The 16,478-nt window shown below is 57.7% G+C and carries 17 protein-coding genes and 1 tRNA gene; 4 read left to right on the top strand and 14 right to left on the bottom strand.

What is annotated here, in order from left to right; all coding sequences use genetic code 11:
• The first annotated feature begins 18 nt into the window (after positions 1-18).
• The 3 genes from H598_RS0115450 to H598_RS24635 all read left to right on the top strand — a co-directional run bounded on the left by H598_RS0115450 (position 19) and on the right by H598_RS24635 (position 1,813).
• Positions 19-94 (top strand) — tRNA-Val (locus H598_RS0115450).
• A 173-nt stretch (positions 95-267) separates the two neighbouring features.
• The gene (locus H598_RS0115455) at positions 268-492 is read left to right on the top strand and encodes a hypothetical protein (protein ID WP_028113800.1); all 225 of its coding nucleotides are present in this window, start codon (positions 268-270) and stop codon (positions 490-492) included.
• A gap of 112 nt (positions 493-604) precedes the next feature.
• On the top strand, positions 605-1,813 hold the full coding sequence (locus tag H598_RS24635) for an MFS transporter (RefSeq protein WP_051252783.1): 1,209 nt from the start codon (positions 605-607) through the stop codon (positions 1,811-1,813).
• Here the strand turns inward: H598_RS24635 and H598_RS0115465 are convergent.
• Positions 1,810-3,282, bottom strand: coding sequence for a gluzincin family metallopeptidase (locus tag H598_RS0115465; RefSeq protein ID WP_028113801.1), 1,473 nt, complete (start codon positions 3,280-3,282; stop codon positions 1,810-1,812). The two genes, H598_RS24635 and H598_RS0115465, sit on opposite strands and share 4 nt — an antisense overlap.
• Before the next feature lie 108 nt (positions 3,283-3,390).
• Here H598_RS0115465 and H598_RS0115470 point away from each other — a divergent pair, with 108 nt between their 5' ends.
• Positions 3,391-4,278: a LysR family transcriptional regulator gene (locus H598_RS0115470; protein ID WP_028113802.1), complete on the top strand. Its 888-nt coding sequence runs from the start codon at positions 3,391-3,393 to the stop codon at positions 4,276-4,278.
• Between the two features lie 18 nt (positions 4,279-4,296).
• On the opposite strand, the gene maiA is transcribed toward H598_RS0115470, so the two are convergent.
• From maiA to pspA, 13 genes are all read right to left on the bottom strand, one after another.
• Positions 4,297-4,941, bottom strand: coding sequence for a maleylacetoacetate isomerase (gene maiA / locus H598_RS0115475; protein WP_028113803.1), 645 nt, complete (start codon positions 4,939-4,941; stop codon positions 4,297-4,299).
• 16 nt (positions 4,942-4,957) lie between these two features.
• Positions 4,958-5,938: a fumarylacetoacetate hydrolase family protein gene (locus H598_RS0115480; RefSeq protein WP_028113804.1), complete on the bottom strand. Its 981-nt coding sequence runs from the start codon at positions 5,936-5,938 to the stop codon at positions 4,958-4,960.
• Between the two features lie 10 nt (positions 5,939-5,948).
• Complete coding sequence (locus tag H598_RS0115485) at positions 5,949-7,079, bottom strand: homogentisate 1,2-dioxygenase (protein WP_028113805.1); 1,131 nt, start codon at positions 7,077-7,079, stop codon at positions 5,949-5,951.
• A 49-nt stretch (positions 7,080-7,128) separates the two neighbouring features.
• Positions 7,129-8,196, bottom strand: coding sequence for a 4-hydroxyphenylpyruvate dioxygenase (gene hppD / locus H598_RS0115490; RefSeq protein WP_035416037.1), 1,068 nt, complete (start codon positions 8,194-8,196; stop codon positions 7,129-7,131).
• Between the two features lie 208 nt (positions 8,197-8,404).
• Complete coding sequence (tyrR, locus tag H598_RS0115495; protein WP_028113807.1) at positions 8,405-9,952, bottom strand: transcriptional regulator TyrR; 1,548 nt, start codon at positions 9,950-9,952, stop codon at positions 8,405-8,407.
• A 160-nt stretch (positions 9,953-10,112) separates the two neighbouring features.
• The gene (locus tag H598_RS0115500; RefSeq protein WP_028113808.1) at positions 10,113-10,451 is read right to left on the bottom strand and encodes a 4a-hydroxytetrahydrobiopterin dehydratase; all 339 of its coding nucleotides are present in this window, start codon (positions 10,449-10,451) and stop codon (positions 10,113-10,115) included.
• A 15-nt stretch (positions 10,452-10,466) separates the two neighbouring features.
• Positions 10,467-11,258 carry a phenylalanine 4-monooxygenase gene (gene phhA, locus H598_RS0115505; RefSeq protein ID WP_028113809.1) on the bottom strand — a complete coding sequence of 264 codons (792 nt, stop codon included), beginning with the start codon at positions 11,256-11,258 and terminating at the stop codon, positions 10,467-10,469.
• Positions 11,255-12,460 (bottom strand): trans-sulfuration enzyme family protein, encoded by a 1,206-nt coding sequence (locus tag H598_RS0115510; protein WP_028113810.1) that lies wholly within the window; start codon positions 12,458-12,460, stop codon positions 11,255-11,257. The genes phhA and H598_RS0115510 overlap by 4 nt, the downstream gene beginning before the upstream one ends.
• A gap of 128 nt (positions 12,461-12,588) precedes the next feature.
• Positions 12,589-13,587: a YcjF family protein gene (locus H598_RS24640; RefSeq protein ID WP_051252785.1), complete on the bottom strand. Its 999-nt coding sequence runs from the start codon at positions 13,585-13,587 to the stop codon at positions 12,589-12,591.
• Positions 13,584-14,981 carry a YcjX family GTP-binding protein gene (locus H598_RS0115520; RefSeq protein WP_028113811.1) on the bottom strand — a complete coding sequence of 466 codons (1,398 nt, stop codon included), beginning with the start codon at positions 14,979-14,981 and terminating at the stop codon, positions 13,584-13,586. The genes H598_RS24640 and H598_RS0115520 overlap by 4 nt, the downstream gene beginning before the upstream one ends.
• A gap of 98 nt (positions 14,982-15,079) precedes the next feature.
• Entirely contained in the window at positions 15,080-15,463 is a 384-nt protein-coding gene (gene pspC / locus H598_RS0115525) for an envelope stress response membrane protein PspC (protein ID WP_028113812.1), read from the bottom strand.
• Complete coding sequence (gene pspB / locus H598_RS0115530; protein ID WP_084144501.1) at positions 15,453-15,695, bottom strand: envelope stress response membrane protein PspB; 243 nt, start codon at positions 15,693-15,695, stop codon at positions 15,453-15,455. Before pspB ends, pspC begins: the two co-directional genes overlap by 11 nt.
• Before the next feature lie 16 nt (positions 15,696-15,711).
• Positions 15,712-16,380 carry a phage shock protein PspA gene (pspA, locus tag H598_RS0115535; RefSeq protein WP_028113814.1) on the bottom strand — a complete coding sequence of 223 codons (669 nt, stop codon included), beginning with the start codon at positions 16,378-16,380 and terminating at the stop codon, positions 15,712-15,714.
• Positions 16,381-16,478: the final 98 nt, after the last annotated feature.

Raw genomic sequence — 16,478 nt, forward strand, 5'->3', positions numbered from 1 at the left:
GTCACCACAGTTTGCTGTGGGCGATTAGCTCAGTTGGGAGAGCACCTGCCTTACAAGCAGGGGGTCACTGGTTCAAGCCCAGTATCGCCCACCACCGTTATCAAAAAAGCGAGTCAACTGACTCGCTTTTTTTGTGCCTGAATATTGGCATTGGCAAGGGCCTCATCGCCTTTTGTGCTCCTTTCCACCTTACAATAAAGCGAAAAATCATCGGCCCACGCTTCACTTTCGTACTAGGTTTAAATTAACCTCACACGGAGATGAATCATGAGCAGTATCTCTCAGTCCGCATCCCAAAGTAGCATTGCCGAGTACCTAAGGCATGTGCAGGGCGTCGATGCCGACGCTGCCGATGCCGAGGCCGCCGCCATTATCGATAACTTTGAACGAATGAAATCGATGGGATACATCAAAGGTTGGTGCTTTGATGAAGGCGGACACCTGGATCTTATCCCCTCGGACACCATAGTCAGAATTTTTGGCGACGAATAGGTCATACCACGCTGCTTGATGGTGACCCCTTCAGGGGCGTTGCAGAGGGCGCTTTACATTTGCCTTGTTTCAGCTCAATATATAAACATAAAACTTTATAAAAGACGATGCGATGGACAGCCGCCCCTACTACACCTTTGGCGTAACTCTGTTGATCACCCTCATCAGCGTGTGCGGCATTGCCATGCCCTACCCTATCCTGGCGCCGCTGTTTCTGGATCTTCAACACCCGATCAGTCAGTTTGCCGGTATTCCGGAAAAGCTGCTGTTAGGTGCGGTGCTGGCCATCTATCCCATCGGCATTTTGATTGGCAGCAACTATCTGGGTGCCTGGTCCGATCGACTCGGTCGAAAACGCGTACTCACCTGGACCATGCTCGGAGCAACACTGAGCTATGGGCTGACCGCCATCGCCATTCAACAGGGCAGTTTTCTGCTGTTCACTGCCAGTCGGCTATTAACCGGCTTGTTTGAGGGAAACCTGAGCATCGCCCGAGCCATTGCCGCCGACCTGCACCCTAAAATCGACCGAACCCGAGCCTTTTCCTACCTTAGCGCTATGGGGTATGCCGGATACCTCATCGGCCCGGTGGTTGGCGGCTTTTTGCTGCCGCTGGGCGCCAGCCTGGCATTCTGGGTGGCGGCAGCGGCCTGTGCGGCAGCCACCGGGCTGATCTTGCTGGCTCTGCCCAAAGATGCCCAAACCCGACCTCAGCGACAGGGCTCCAGCCTGAGCCTGCTGAAACACCCCCAGTACCGAGACTTTTTTGTGTGTTACCTGATGCTGATGCTGGCACTGAATGGCTTCTACGAATTTTATCCGGTCTGGCTGGTGGAATTCCGAGACTTCAACAGCGAGCAGATCGCCTGGGCCACGGTATTGCTCACCTCAGCTATGATCGCCACGGCCGTTATGGCAACCATGAAGGTAAAACGCTGGCTGGGGCTGGTTAACGCCGGACTTGCAGGAATTTTGGTGTACGCGATGGCGATCGCCAGCTTTCCTTATGGCGGTGGCGATTACCTGGCCAGCTTTATTGCCGCCGGCATAGGCATTGCGCTATTTAACGCTATGATGCCGAGCTACCTTTCGGAACACGCTCAGGACAGCCAGGGCCAGGGGCAACTAATGGGACTGCTGACGACGGTATTTTGTCTGGGCAACGTGATTATCGCCATCGTCGGTGCCGCCCTGGCACTGGTGGATACTCGACTGGTGTTAATGGCCAGTGCGCTACTGGCCGTTTTCGCCTCACTGCTGTTCTGGCGCCTGGCTCGCTCTGCTTCTTTGGAGGCCGAACGGGCCCACACCAATGCCTAAGCCAGGTAGCGAGCCGACAGATGATTGAGCAACGCCTCGGCAGACAAGGGCTGACCGGTCATGTTGAGGCAAGACTGGTTCAGGTCGGCGCCACCGCCATGTTGCCAAATTCCAGCCTGCAACTGCTGCCGTACCCACTGACCACGAGCCGCTGGCTCGCGACGCCACTGCGGGGACTGTCGTAATCCGGCAAACACCTGCGCCGCCGCCATCGCCCCGAGGGCATAACTGGGGAAATATCCGAATTCACCGAAGCACCAGTGAATGTCTTGCAGGCAGCCGTCTCGATTGTTGTCTGGGCTTACCCCCAGCAGGGTCTGCATTCCATGACGCCAGGCACCGGGCAGATCAGACAGGGGCAGATCGCCACTGAGCAACGCCTGCTCCAACTCCAATCGCAACAAGATGTGGGCCGGGTAGGTGACCTCATCGGCCTCAACCCGAATCAAACTTGGCTGAACCCGACCAATATGAGCGCCTAAATTGTCGGCCTCCAAGCCAGGGTGGGCTCCCCAGTGACGCTGCAGGAACTCCGACAGCCACTGAATGAAATCCGGCTCTCTGGCCAATTGCATCTCAAACGACAACGCCTGGGCTTCGTGCAAAGCCGCGGATTGCACCCGAGCCATCGGGGTATGGTGCCAGCGTGCAGCAATGCCCTGCTCGAAACAGCCGTGGCCTGCCTCATGGATCATGGAATAAACGGCAGACAATGGCTGGCGATGATCGTAACGGGTAGTAATGCGCACATCTGACGGCACTCCGGCACTAAAGGGGTGGGTACTGGTATCGAGGCGACCGCCGTCAAGATCGAAGCCCAGGTGTGGTAATAATGCCTCCAGTGCCTGTCGCTGCTGGTCAACCTCAACCTGAGGCAGTGGCACGCTGCTTCTGGAGCGGCTTCGCTCAGACGCTTCGGCAATCAGAGCGGGCAAGCGGGCTTTCAAGGGGACAAACAACTGCTGGAGCTGGGTCAGGCTGAGGTCCGGCTCAAACTTGTTCAACAACCCCTGATACAGTGGTGCCTGCGCCGACGAGCGACGAATCTCGGCCTCTTCCTTCAGCAATGCCAACACCGGTTCAAACGCCGCCTTAAACAGCGAGAAGTCATCCTCGTTTCTGGCCTGGCGCCAACGGGTCTCACAGGCCACAGACAAAGTCACTCTGCGGCGTACAAAATCGTCATCCAGCAGAGTCGCGTCCCGAACCCGGCGTGACATCAACTCCAGCAGTCGCTGTTGACTGGCAGACATCGACTGCTGGCTCAACTGAGACAGGCTGTCGGCCAAACCTGGGGCACGCAACCTCTGGTTGATCACCAGTTGCAATTCGGCCATGGCTTCGGCTCTGGCCCCCTGGCCACGGTCACTGAGCAGGGTGGCTTGATCCCATTCCATTAACGCCATGGCGTGCTCTAAGTGGGATATTCCTGAAAAATGTTGCTCCAGATCACTCCATGAACGTGTCATTGGTCTACCCCTTTCAAGTTAGAGTCAGAATTCTATAGGCGTGAGCGCATTTGTTTGGCATAGTAATAAAACATTGATATTAATTCTTCAAAATAACAAGAATTCGTTATGGACCTCCGTCAACTACGCAATTTCGTTACCGTCGCCGAGCAGAGCAGTTTTACCCGGGCTGCCCGTATTCTGGGTGTCGCTCAGCCGGCTGTCAGCACGGCCATCAAAAAACTGGAGACCGAGCTGGGACTGGTGCTATTGCATCGCCAGGACAAGCGGGTTCAACTCACTGCCGAGGGACAGGAGTTGCTGCCCCACGCCAAGGAGATTCTGTCCCGGGTTGAGCTGGCAGAATCGGCCATGACCCGGCTGCAACAACTGGGTCGGGGTGAGGTGCGCATCGCTCTGCCAGGGATGATCGGTTCCTACTACTTCCCTGCCCTGCTGATGGCCTTCCATCATCGCTACCCGGAACTGAAACTGTCGCTGATTGAAGCCGGTACCCGGGAGATTCAATCGATGATCGAGCGGGACGAGATCGACATCGGTATCGTTATTGACGGAGACGCTCAAACCACGTTGGAAACCATTCCACTCACCAAAGAAGAGATGATCGTAGCCTGCAGCCTCGACCACCCACTGGCGGAGTTGGAGTCGGTGAATTTTGAAGACTTCATGGAACATGAGTTGGTGATGTTTAAGCGCGGTTATTATCACCGAGAGCGCATGGACCAACTGGCGAAGGCCCATAACCTGGAACCTCAACTGGCGTTTGAGACCAACCTGATTGAGCTGATTCGCTCCATTGTTCGTCAGGGCTTTGCGATCACCACGGTGCTGAAAATGGTGGTGGAGAATGATCCGCAGATTAAGGCCATCTCCTTTGAAGAACCGTTATTTATGGATCTGCATGTGGCCTGGAAACGAGGCCGGGCACTGACTCAGGCCGACCGCACCTTCCTGGACTTCCTGCTTGAACAACGAGACACCGAGAAATCGCTGTAATTCGGGCTCCGGATGCGGTCAGACGACCGCATCTGGCTGATTTTCCGGTGCTGCTTCGGCAAACGATGTCATCTGGCGACAACGGCGAACAATGCCATTGAGCAAGGGGTACTCCTGCATGGGCACATTGAAACGCTCGGCATTGTAGACCTGTGGGACCAGGCAGACGTCGGCCATAGAGACCTCATCACCGACGCAAAACAACCCGGAGGTCTGCTCCAGCTGCAACTCAAAACCGGCAAACGCGGTTTTGACCCAGTGCCGATACCACCTCGCCTTCTGAGCGTCATCCACTCCCAACTCCACCGCCAGATACTTTAACACTCGCAAGTTATTCAGCGGGTGGCAGTCGATGGCGATGTTTTGTGCCATCGCCCGAACCTTGGCTCGAGCCGTGGGTTCATCCGGTAACAACGGCCTCTCCGGGTAGGCCTCATCCAGATACTCAATGATCGCCAGAGACTGATTCAGAATCAGATCGCCATCCTGCAAGGTGGGCACCAAATGGTTGGGGTTCAATACCCCATACGCCGGCAGGTGCTGCTCTCCGCCGTTTTTAATCAGGTTTACCGAGATGTTTTCATACTCTAGCCCTTTGAGTGCGCACGCTATCCTTACCCGATAGGCGGCACTCGAGCGCCAGTATCCGTACAATTTGAGCATCGGCAATGATGACCCCTTAAGACTCAATCAGTCTCTGTTCTATAGCACCAAAAATGGAATCTTGCCTTAAATCAAACATCTCAATTCTAACGACATCGCCAAATTGCATAAACGGCGTCACCGGTTTGCCCTGTTCGATGATCTCCAGCATCCGTTTCTCAGCCAGGCAGGAGGAGCCAGCACTGCGGTCGTAGTTGGAGACGGTGCCCGAACCGATGATGCAACCGCTGCCCAAGGGTCGGCTCTTGGCGGCGTGAGCAACCAGAGTCGGAAAGTCAAAGGTCATGTCGACACCGGCATCGGGGCGGCCAAAACAGTCGCCATTGAGGTGGGTGACCAAGGGCAGGTGAACCTTGCCGTCGTGCCACTGCTCCCCCAGCTCATCAGGGGTGACCGCCACCGGAGAGAAGGCACTGGACGGCTTCGACTGATAAAACCCAAAGCCCTTGGCCAGTTCAGCGGGAATCAGGTTGCGCAGGGACACATCGTTGACCAGCATCAGCAACTTGATGTGGTCCGCGGCCGCCGCAGTATCGACGCCCATGGGCACATCGTCGGTGATCACTGCTATCTCGGACTCGAAGTCCACCCCCCAGTCGGTAGTGGGCATGCGAATCGCCTCGTAGGGGGCCAAGAAGGTGTCCGATCCCCCCTGGTAGATCAACGGATCGGTCCAGAAACTCTCCGGCATGTCGGCACCGCGAGCTTTACGCACCAGTTCGACATGGTTGACGTAAGCGCTGCCATCGGCCCACTGATAGGCTCTGGGCAGCGGTGAGTGGCATTGAGTCTGATCGAAATCAAAGGCGCCACTGAGCTCGCCCTCGTTCAGCTGCTGGTAACGCTCCTCAAGCCGGGGCGCCAACTGCTGCCACTGATCCAATGCCTGTTGCAGGGTCGGGGCGATGTCTGTCGCAAGGACGGCTTGACGAAGATCCCGACTGACCAACAGCAGCTCGCCATCGCGGCCGCCACGGTTCAAGGTGGCTAATTTCATATGGATTTCCTTATTCTTTTACTTGCCAACTGCTGGCGTAATCCGGGTTTTCCAGGGCCTGGGCGGCCTCGGACAACTGCAGCGGGTCCCGTGTATCGATCATCACCGCCACTTCATCGGTGAAGGTCTTCTTGTGAGCCAGGCCGGCGGCAAATGCTTTGGGGTGGGGCCCATGGGTAAAACCACAAGGGTGGAAGGTCACCATGCCCGCTTCGATGTTATCGCGACTGAAAAAGTCACCGGCATGGTAAAACAACACCTCATCGTAATCGTCGTTGTTGTGGTAAAACGGCACCTTCAAGGCTCCTGGGTCACTCTCGATGGGGCGCGGCACGAAGGTGCAGACCACGAAGCGACTGGCCACAAAGGTGGTGTGAGCCGACGGCGGCAGATGATAGCGATGGCTCATCAACGGACGAATGTCGCGCCAGTTGATGCGCACCGGAGCCAAATCCCCGTGCCAACCAATAGCATCCAGGGGGTTGAACGGGTAACGAACTTCGGACAGCGCATCGAGACGCTTAACTTTAACCGTCCAGGGCTGTTCATCCTGCTGAGCCAGAAATGCCTCATTGATGCGGGGCAGGTCCAGCATGGCCGGGTCAAAGATGGCGTGGGGACCAACGATGCCTTTATCCGGCAGTTGAAAGCTGTCGCCACTGGCCTCAATCATCAGGATCTGCAGCGGCTCCAAGACCTCCAGTCGCCACATGGTCGAGCGCGGCAGCATCAGGTAATCACCGGTTTCCAGTGTCAGATGACCATAGTCGCAATAGAGTTCGGCGCGGCCGGCGTGGATAAACAGCAACTCGTCACCATCGGCATTGCGCATCAGCTCGGTCATGCTGCAATCGAGGTGCCACAGCCGCATCTGGCAATGGCTGTTATGCAGAAATGCCGGCACCAGCCAGGGGACCGAGTGGCGTTGCTGCTGGCGATTGAGATCCAGCGCTCTTGGCCTCAGTGGCCCCTGCCAATCACTCCAGCCTGTGGGCGGGTGACGGTGATGGAAGTGTGCCGCCGGGCCAAAGAAACCGGCCCGGCCGGCTTCCCGCTCATAAATCGCCTGTTCCGGCAGGTCGGCGTGGGCCTGGCGGGAGACCGTGCCCTCTTTGTGTGGAAATTGGATCCATTTACGCATAGCGCCCCCCAAGGTTTGTGGAAATCGGGGCTCGCACGAGCCCCGCCGCTCAGATCACGCCACGGCGAATCTGATCTTCCTCGATGGACTCAAACAGAGCCTTGAAGTTACCTTCACCGAACCCTTCGTTGCCTTTGCGCTGAATGATCTCGAAGAACACCGGTCCAATCACGGTCTGTGTAAAGATCTGCAGCAGAATGCCATCTTTCATCGGCGCGCCATCGATGAGTATACGCAACTCCCGCAGGCGCTCTTTGTCCTCCTGATGGCCCTCGACCCGCTGATCAATCTTCTCGTAGTAGGTATCCGGGGTTGGCATGAACTCCATGCCGCCGGCACGCAGATCGGCCACGGTCTGATAGATGTCTTCGGTGGTGAGGGCGATGTGCTGAATGCCCTCGCCCTTGTACTCTCTGAGGTACTCTTCAATTTGCGACTTGTCGTCGGAAGACTCGTTGATGGGGATGCGAATCTTACCGCAAGGACCGGTCATGGCCCGGCTGACCAAGCCGGTCAGCTTGCCCTCGATATCGAAATAGCGGATCTCGCGGAAGTTGCCAATGCGCTCGTAGAAGCCGGCCCATTTATTCATGTTGCCCTGGAACACGTTGTGGGTCAGGTGATCGATCTCTACCAGTCCCTTATCGTTGCTTGCCAACGCCTGTTGCCATTGATCGTAAAACTGGAAGTCCACATCGTAGATGCTGTTGCTGCCGTAGCGGTCGACAAAATACAGCGTCGACTCGCCGATGCCCTCGACCGCCGGAATATTCAGCTCCATGGGGCCGATGTTGCCTTCAAACAACCTGGCACCATTCTCCAGGGCATGAGCCAGCGCCTTGGCGGAATCGGCCACTCGCCAGGCCATGCCACACACCGACGGGCCATGTAACGCCGCAAATTCGGCGGCCTGAGAGTGAGGCTGAGCGTTAATGATGAAGTTGATGTCGCCCTGGCGATACAGCCATGCCTGCTTACTGCGATGCTTGGCAATCTCGGTAAATCCCAGTAAACCGAACAGTTGCTTCAGCTTATCAATCCCCTCGGCATCGGGGGCGGTGTACTCCACAAACTCAAACCCATCGGTTCCCAGTGGATTGTAATCCGTTATCGCCATGGTCTTCTCCCTTGTTGATTGCGCTGTGGCTGCTCGGCCTTCTCTTTTCTGAGCCGATGCAGGGGCTGCCGATGGCCTGTGGCACACCGGAAACGGTTAACCAAACGCTAACAAAGATTGAGCTTCGTGACAGGGATCACAGAACGGTTAAAGCAGGCAGGAGATGTCACCCCTGCTTTACAGGGGTGACATTTACATTTACTGTCAATTACTTACGCTTTTTTCCGATGCCGTATTCGCGGAGTTTATTGGCAATGGCGGTGTGAGACACGCCCAGCTTTTTGGCCAACTGACGAGTGCTGGGGTAAGCGGGGTAAAGCCGGCGCAACAGGCTGGATTCGAACTGTTTTACCGCCTGCTCCAACGACCCCTCAAACTCTTGATCGAAGTAGCCAAAGCCCTCGGTCCAGGCGGGCAGTCTCAGGTCCTCCGGCTGCAGTTCTCCCATGCCCTCGGCCATGGACACCGCCCGAAAAATGGCGTTCTTCAGCTGGCGCACGTTGCCAGGCCAGGCGTAGTTGCGAATGTAGTCGCGACACTCTCCAGAGAGCTGACGGGCCGGACTGGCCAGCTGCTGGCTGTAGTGCTCCAAAAACAGCTCTGCCAGCGGCACGATGTCACTGGGGCGCTCCCGCAGCGGCGGCAGCATCAGGTTGAGGACATTGATGCGATAATAGAGATCTTCGCGGAACTGGCCCTGCTGACACAGGTCGGACAGATCCCGCTGACTGGCACAGATGATGCGAACGTCAACGGCAATCTCTTCGTCATCCCCCACCCGGCGAAAACAGCCATCCTGAATAAAGCGCAGCAGTTTTACCTGCAACTGGGCCGACATGTCGGCCACCTCATCGAGAAAAATGGTGCCACCATCCGCTTGCTCGATGACCCCCTTTTTCACCGGCTGTCCCGGCGCCGACGCAAAGCCGAACAGCTCACTCTCGGCCACGGCATCGGGCAAAGAGGCGCAGTTGATCACCACAAAGGATTTCTCGGCGCGCAGGCTGGCGTCGTGGCACGCCCTGGCCATCAACTCCTTACCGGTGCCGGTTTCGCCGCTGATCAGCAATGGCGCTTCCAACTGCGCCATGCGCCTAGCCTGCTCCAGCACTGCCTTCATCTTGTCGCTCTGGGCCAGAACGGTATCAAAGCCGGTCAGTTGGTTGCGCAAGGCATTGAACTGCTTGCCAACGCGGGACGGAGATTTAAGCACCACCACCGCCCCGGCCAGCGAGGTCTCTTCACGATTGCCCTCCGGCAGGTGGATGGGGAACATCTCCGCCAGGTAGTCGCTGCCTTGTACCTGCACTCGAATCGCCTGAGGCAAGACTTCGTCGCTCTGCAGCCAGCGCTGAAAGCCAAAGCCCTGTACCCAGTTACTCAGTGGCTGATTCAGTACTTCGTCCCGCGGCGTCCCCAGGACTGCCACTGCAGAGTCATTGGCCATGGTCACCTTAAGGCGGGTGTCGATGGACAACACCGCATCCGGCAAGGTGCTCAACAGAGTCTCCAGAGCGTAGTGCTCTCGCTCAGAAGGCATAAAGGGAACGGTGCGTACATCCTTTACGGCTTCAATTTTACGCAGAATGGGCAGCAACACACTGAGCTCGTCAAAGCTCAATTCCGGTAACTGCAGGTAGATGTAGCCCTGACTTTCCGCATCGATGGCATTGACGTTGATCTGGTGCTGCTCCAGCACTTCCAGTATCTCCCGGGCCAATCCAATGCGGTCGTCACAACTGACTTCCAAGCGCATAAAAAGGTTCCTAACTTACTGTTCACTAATGGACACATCATACCCTGTACCGTCTCGGGAGACCACGGTGTCAGTATTTGTTTACAAATTTGGTGCACAAAAAAGCGCCGCTTTAGGCGGCGCTGTTGAACTCGGTGTGTTGGGCATAGGCGCCAGGGCGCTAGTCCAGTTGCTGGTCGGTCTTGGCCGCCATGATGAAATCGTTGCGATGCAATCCGGAGATGGCATGGGTCCACCAGGTGACGGTGACCTTGCCCCACTCCAGCAGAATGCCGGGATGATGAAACTCCGCTTCGGCCAGCTCCGCCACCTTATTGGCAAAGGCCCAGGCCAGTTTGAAGTTCTTAAACTTGTACACCCGCTCCAGTTGCATGACGCCATCACGCACTTCGGTATGCCAATCGGGGATTTGCGACAGCAACGGTCCCAGTTCCTGGTCGCTGACCTGGGGAGCACCGGCCTGGCAGGCTTCGCATTTCATTTGAGATAATTCAGACATTGTGTCGGTTCCTTTTTACACAGCTTGTTGTTTTGGCGGAAATTTAGCAGGATGAAGCCCCAGCTCCTGCGCCTGGGCCACCAGGGCCATCACATCCAGATTGGCGATGTCGAACAGGGCATCTATGTCATCGAGGACATAGTACAAGGGCTGCATGATGTCGATGCGGTACGGCGTGCGCAGGGCATCGATAACGGACATGGGCTGGCGCTCAGGCTTGTCCGACAGGGCATAATGAGTCTCACCGGGCGACGACAGGATGCCACCGCCATAGATGCGCAACCCGTCATCGGTGTTGACCAATCCAAACTCGACGGTAAACCAATACAGTCGGGCCAGGTACACCCGTTGCTGAGGCGTTGCCGCCAGCCCCAGCTTGCCATAGGTATGGGTAAAATGAGCGAAAGCCGGGTTGGTCAGCAGCGGACAGTGACCAAAAATCTCGTGGAAGATGTCCGGCTCCTGGAGATAATCGAACTCGGCCCGGCTGCGAATGAAGGTCGCAACGGGAAAGCGCTTTTGCGCCAACAGCTCAAAGAAGTGCTGAAATGAGATCAGCGCCGGCACCTGGGCGGTTTGCCAGCCCGTGGCCCGTTGCAGCACCTGGTCCACTTCGGCCAACTGAGGAATGCGGTTCAGGGGCAACGACAATTGCTCCAGCCCCAACAGGTATTCCGGGCAGGCGCGGCCTTCGATGCAGCCGAGCTGGCGTTCAATCAGCTCACTCCAGATTCGATGCTCTTCTTCAGGGTAATGAATGACTCCCTGTGCGTCCGGTTGACGGGCGCTGTAGCTGGATCCCTTCATGACACCTCCTGGGCCAAACCGGCCGTGAGCGGCGCCAACCCCTGGGTCAGATCCGCCAGCAGATCATCGCAGTGCTCCAGGCCGATGGAGAGTCGAATCAGCGTGTCGGCGATGCCGGCCCTGGCGCGATCATCGCTGTCGTAGGTGGCATGGGTCATGGAAGCCGGATGCTGTACCAAAGATTCGGCATCCCCGAGGCTGACCGCAATCTTGAACAAAGACAGTCGATTAACGAAAGCCACCGCCTGCTCAAAATCGGCCTTCAACTCCAACGCCAGGACACCGCCACCTGCCCGCATCTGGGTGCCTATCAAGGCCTTGCCGGGATGACCATCCAGCCCGGGATAGTAGACTCGGGTGACGGCGGGGTGGCGCTGCAGAAACTCTGCCACCACCTGGGCGCTGACGCTGTGGCGCTCCATGCGCAGAGCTAGGGTCTTCATGCCGCGAAGAATCAACCAGGCATCGTGGGGCGACAGCACCCCGCCAATGTCCTTGAGGCTGCGGCTGCGAAGCAACTCCAGGTGCACCTGATCGGCACACACCACCCCGGCAATCACATCGCCGTGGCCATTGAGGTACTTGGTGGCGCTGTGCAAAACGATGTCGATGCCCTGGGTCTTGGGCTGCTGCAACAGCGGCGTCATAAAGGTGTTGTCCACCACCGAGATCAGCTGGTGCGCCCGGGCCAATGTGGCCACCGCCGCCAGATCGTACACCGCCAGGTGAGGGTTCACCGGTGTCTCCAGCAACAGCATGCGGGTGTTGGGCCGAATGGCGGCACGAATGGCCTCGATATCGGCAAAGTCCACCGCGGTGACCTCGATGCCAAAGCGCGGCAACTGCTCACTGACCAGTGAATGGGTGCAGCCATAGAGGCAGGTGTTGCAGATCAGATGGTCGCCCTGATCCAGCAAGCCCAGCAGCACCGCCGACACCGCCGCCATGCCGCTGGCAAAGGCCACGGCACCGTCATAGCCTTCCAGTTCGGCCATGCGCCGCTCGAACTCGGCCACTGTCGGGTTGCCCAGACGGGTATAGATGGGACCCGCCTGCTCGCCGGCAAAGCGGGCAGAGCCGGTTTCGACTCGATCGAAAACGAAGGTGGCCGACTGGTACAGAGGTGACACCAGCGCCCCTTGAGGTTCCTGAAGATGGCCGGCATGGATCACCGCCGTCTCCGGATGCATCTTTGAAGCCATGTTGCTTAACTCCCCGTAATGCACCCTGTAGACGTTATTGTGGTGGGTGCAGGTTTCTCCCCCTAACATAATCCAGCCACCCGCCGGCAACACCTTTTCGCCTAAAAACCCACCACTGGAGTTGTAAATTATTTGTTACATGACTGGCGTTCGCGAGCCTGCCTCAACGCCTTGGCCGACAGTGAGGTCAGCTCGGACAGCAACTTGCCCTGCAGGGTCAGCAGCCTCGGCCTGGCTTCGGTCAACGGCAGGGGTCGACACAGCTTCTGAGCCTGGTAACCCAGTCGGGCGGTCAACAGGCCGGCGCCCATTCCCTGAGCCAGTCGGGCAGACAACTTGCCGGTCAGTTCCGCCGACAGCATCTGGCCACCGAGATCCACCATCAGCTCGCTGCCGCCGGCGTAAATCAGGTTGTGCAGCATCTGCCGCACCAGAGACACCCGCCCCAGGTACCCAGGTTCCACGCCATAGAGTTTGGCCAATTCATCCAGCATGCGCTGGTTGCGCCACAACATCAGCACCATGTCCAGCACCGCCAGTGGGCTGGCCGCCAGCATGACCGCCGCCTGCGCCGAGTAGCGATAGATGATCGCCTCCGCTTGTTTATCCAGCGGCGCCACCACCGTCGACTCTGCCAGCGCCAGCAGTTCGGCGTCACTGTGATGATCCTGCACCCGACTCTGCCACTGGCGCCAGTTGTCGTCACACTGCGACGGCAGGGCCTGGCGAAGCTGATCCAGCAACGGCGCCGCGGCGCCCATCTGCTGACTGCTTAGCAGCGGCTGCAGCTGCTCCTGAAGGTTGGCACGCCCCCGCAGCTGTCTGAGCCGAACCCACTCTTTGACCGTCAGACGCACCAACCCAGCCAGGGCCAGTGAGAAGAACAGCGCGTACAGGGCAAACAACCACGGGCTGGTCTGCCAGGACGCCTGCAGGGTCAGGCCGGCTTCGGCCAGCACCAGAGCCAAACCGGCGCCCAGCCATACCTTAGTCCACACCCCCACTCGGGCGGGCCTGGGTGGCTCGGTGGACAGCAGGGCCGAATCCAGCGACTCCTCGGCCTCTTCAGGCAAAGCCTGCAGCGGCTCTACCGCATCAAACTCCTGGGATTCCTGAATCGGTTTCATCGCATCTTGTCTCCTAATAAAAACTGCAGCGCATAGTCCAGCCTCATGTGCGGCAAGGCGCTGGCCGCCTCAAAGACCGGGGGCGAGAAGGGACGAAAACGAAATCCCTGCTGCTGCCAGAACTCTCGCTCTGGCAAACGGGTGGGCACCTCTCCGGGAAAGCGCACGCAGGACTCGCCATCCAGGGCACGACCGGAGATCACCGCTTTGGTGATGCCATCGCGCTCCACCTGGCCCTGGCGGGTGGCATTGATGGCACTGAGTACCAGAGTTTCCATCTGAGTGCCGAAATAGCGCGGCTGGCGGCGGCTGCCCTTCATCAGGTTGTGCATTAACTGCAGCAGGTTGTGGTGCTGATCCACGGTGACATGATCTGCCTTGGTTGCCGCAAACAGCACCCGATCGATCTTGGGGCGGAACAACCGCCCCAGGGTACTTCCCGGGCCGTAATGAAAGCTGTGACTGAGGGCTTGCAGGGTATGCGACAACTGCTCGACCTGATCCCGTCCCTGGTTCAGTGCGGTCAGACAATCCACCAACACCACCTGGCGATCCAATCGGGCGAAATAGTGACGGAAAAACGGCTTCACCACCTGCTCGCAATAGGCGCTGTACCGTTCGGTCAGACGCTGAATCAGCGGGCTGTCCTCGGCCAGCGCCGCGCGCATGGCTGGGGGCAACGGAAACCACTCCAGTACCGGAGCGCCTGCCAGCTCGCCGGGCAGCAACGCCCGGCCCGGCTGCAGCAGGCTGGCGCCACACTCGCGCTTGAGGGTCTGCAGCAGGGTGGCGTAGTCCCGGGCGACCTCGGCAATCACGGTGTCGGTTTCGTCACTGCTGAGCGCCGCAACCCGGGCACACCAGGACTGGGTTTGACTTTGCCAGGCCGGTCGCTGTAACTGTTGCCAAATGTCGTCGCTCCATTGGTCAAAGGTTTGCTGCAGCAACGGCAGATCCAGCAGCCACTCGCCCGGGTAATCGATGATGTCCAGATACAGGGTCACCGGCCGACCGATCTGCCCTGCCAGCCCCTTTTCCGGCAGGTACCGAAGCGCCAGTCGAATCTCACTGATGGTGCGGGTTGAGGGCGGCCATATCGGCGGCGCTTGCTGCAGGCAGTCTAGAGCGCCGGTGTAATCAAACGGCTGCAGGGTCAGATCGGGCTGGCGGGCAATGCGGGCACCGAGGAACCGCTGCTGCTCCATCACCTGCCAGGCCGGCAGCAGATGGGACTCGCCATGCAGCAACTGATTCACCAGCGAGGTGATGAACGCGGTTTTCCCGGCACCGGAGATGCCGGTCACCCCGAGACGGACGTGGCGATCCAGTCCGCGCTGAGCGATCTCCTCCAGTTGATTACCTAGCTGTTTAACCCGATGTTTTAAAGGATTCATAGGCGTGTATCGTGATCCATGGCTTGGTCGGCAGGGGCCGAACCGACACCAGTCAGAACGGCAACGGTCCGACTGCTGGGCAATCGGACCGGGTGTCATCAGAGGTTATTGATTTCTCGTTTCAGGTGGAAGGCGTCCGAGGTGACGTGTTTTTCCAACCGCCTGAGGCGTAGTTCCAGATTTCGAAACCGGGTACTGACTTCGTTCATCGCCTTCTTCGGCGAATCTCCGGCCTGCCAGACCTTGGTTTTCAGCTCATTGTGGTGAGTGCTGACGGGGGTTACCCCCTTGTCCAGCAGGACCCAAGCGATGATGTACAACAGCAGCGGCAGGCTAAAGACGCCAGTCAGCAAGATGGCCGACAGAGTCACGATTCGAACCAGCCAGACTTCCAGGTTGAAGTGCTCGGCCAAGCCGGCGCAGACTCCGGCGACTTTGCCTTGATCCGGCAGACGCACCAATTGACGTTTCTCATGCTTCATGTCGGGTCCTCCACTCCGGTGACTCCTGGTCAAGAATCGACTCCAGGGTATCGATTCGTTCCCCCATCTTGTCGGCTCGGGTCAGCAGTGCATTGAGCTGTTGATACTCTTCATCACTGAGCCCTTGTGCCAACTGCTTCTTACTGCGGTAATGCAGGATGAGCCAGATGGGAGCCACGATTAACAAAAAGATAATCAGTGGCGCAATCAGTAAACCCATTAATTCTTCCATTCCGACTCCTCCCTAATTAGTCCTGCTTCTTCTTGAGCTTCTTCTTCATCTGCTCAAGTTCGTCGCTGATTTTCTCTTCCGCGGCCAGGGCGGCAAACTCGTCTTCCAGGCTACGGGGCTGAGCCAGCTCGTGGGCTTCCACTTCCGCCTCCAGAGTTTCGACCCGGCGTTCGTACTGTTCAAACTTCATCATGGCGTCGTCGATCTTGCCGGTATCCAGCTGACGTTTAACGTCCAGGCGAGATGACGCGGTCTGCTTGCGCATGATGATGGTCTTCTGACGGGCGCGGGCATCGTTCAGCTTCTCCTGCAGCAGGTTGATCTCCTCCTTCAGGCGCTCGATCTGCTCTTCCACATGCACCAGTTCCCGCTTCAGGGTCTCCACCAACTCAACGCACTTCTGCTTTTCAATCAGTGCGGCTTTGGCCAGATCTTCACGGTCCTTACCCAATGCCAGTTCGGCTTTGCTCTGCCAGTCGTCGACCTGAGCTTCGGCCCGTTCGATGCGGCGCATCGCCTCTTTCTTCTCTGCCAGCACTTTGGCCGAGGTAGAGCGCACTTCAACCAGCGTGTCTTCCATCTCCTGAATGATGAGTCGTACCATCTTTTCCGGATCTTCTGCTTTGTCCAGCAGGGCGCTGATGTTGGAGTTAACGATATCGGCAAATCTTGAAAAAATACCCATAATTAAATTCCTCTGAATGTCTAAATTGGCCCTCGTGACTGTATCTATTACAGGAAACGTGCCAACTTTTTGCTACCGCTAACCACTTGTTTTAAAGC

Source organism: Ferrimonas kyonanensis DSM 18153 (genome assembly GCF_000425405.1).
Lineage (GTDB): Bacteria > Pseudomonadota > Gammaproteobacteria > Enterobacterales > Shewanellaceae > Ferrimonas > Ferrimonas kyonanensis.

Bases quoted from the DNA above. Each gene is read 5' to 3' on its own strand.
- H598_RS0115455 (WP_028113800.1), top strand. From the start codon at position 268: ATGAGCAGTATCTCTCAGTCCGCATCCCAAAGTAGCATTGCCGAGTAC.
- H598_RS24635 (WP_051252783.1), top strand. From the start codon at position 605: ATGGACAGCCGCCCCTACTACACCTTTGGCGTAACTCTGTTGATCACC.
- H598_RS0115465 (WP_028113801.1), bottom strand. From the start codon at position 3,282: ATGACACGTTCATGGAGTGATCTGGAGCAACATTTTTCAGGAATATCC.
- H598_RS0115470 (WP_028113802.1), top strand. From the start codon at position 3,391: ATGGACCTCCGTCAACTACGCAATTTCGTTACCGTCGCCGAGCAGAGC.
- maiA (WP_028113803.1), bottom strand. From the start codon at position 4,941: ATGCTCAAATTGTACGGATACTGGCGCTCGAGTGCCGCCTATCGGGTA.
- H598_RS0115480 (WP_028113804.1), bottom strand. From the start codon at position 5,938: ATGAAATTAGCCACCTTGAACCGTGGCGGCCGCGATGGCGAGCTGCTG.
- H598_RS0115485 (WP_028113805.1), bottom strand. From the start codon at position 7,079: ATGCGTAAATGGATCCAATTTCCACACAAAGAGGGCACGGTCTCCCGC.
- hppD (WP_035416037.1), bottom strand. From the start codon at position 8,196: ATGGCGATAACGGATTACAATCCACTGGGAACCGATGGGTTTGAGTTT.
- tyrR (WP_028113807.1), bottom strand. From the start codon at position 9,952: ATGCGCTTGGAAGTCAGTTGTGACGACCGCATTGGATTGGCCCGGGAG.
- H598_RS0115500 (WP_028113808.1), bottom strand. From the start codon at position 10,451: ATGTCTGAATTATCTCAAATGAAATGCGAAGCCTGCCAGGCCGGTGCT.
- phhA (WP_028113809.1), bottom strand. From the start codon at position 11,258: ATGAAGGGATCCAGCTACAGCGCCCGTCAACCGGACGCACAGGGAGTC.
- H598_RS0115510 (WP_028113810.1), bottom strand. From the start codon at position 12,460: ATGGCTTCAAAGATGCATCCGGAGACGGCGGTGATCCATGCCGGCCAT.
- H598_RS24640 (WP_051252785.1), bottom strand. From the start codon at position 13,587: ATGAAACCGATTCAGGAATCCCAGGAGTTTGATGCGGTAGAGCCGCTG.
- H598_RS0115520 (WP_028113811.1), bottom strand. From the start codon at position 14,981: ATGAATCCTTTAAAACATCGGGTTAAACAGCTAGGTAATCAACTGGAG.
- pspC (WP_028113812.1), bottom strand. From the start codon at position 15,463: ATGAAGCATGAGAAACGTCAATTGGTGCGTCTGCCGGATCAAGGCAAA.
- pspB (WP_084144501.1), bottom strand. From the start codon at position 15,695: ATGGAAGAATTAATGGGTTTACTGATTGCGCCACTGATTATCTTTTTG.
- pspA (WP_028113814.1), bottom strand. From the start codon at position 16,380: ATGGGTATTTTTTCAAGATTTGCCGATATCGTTAACTCCAACATCAGC.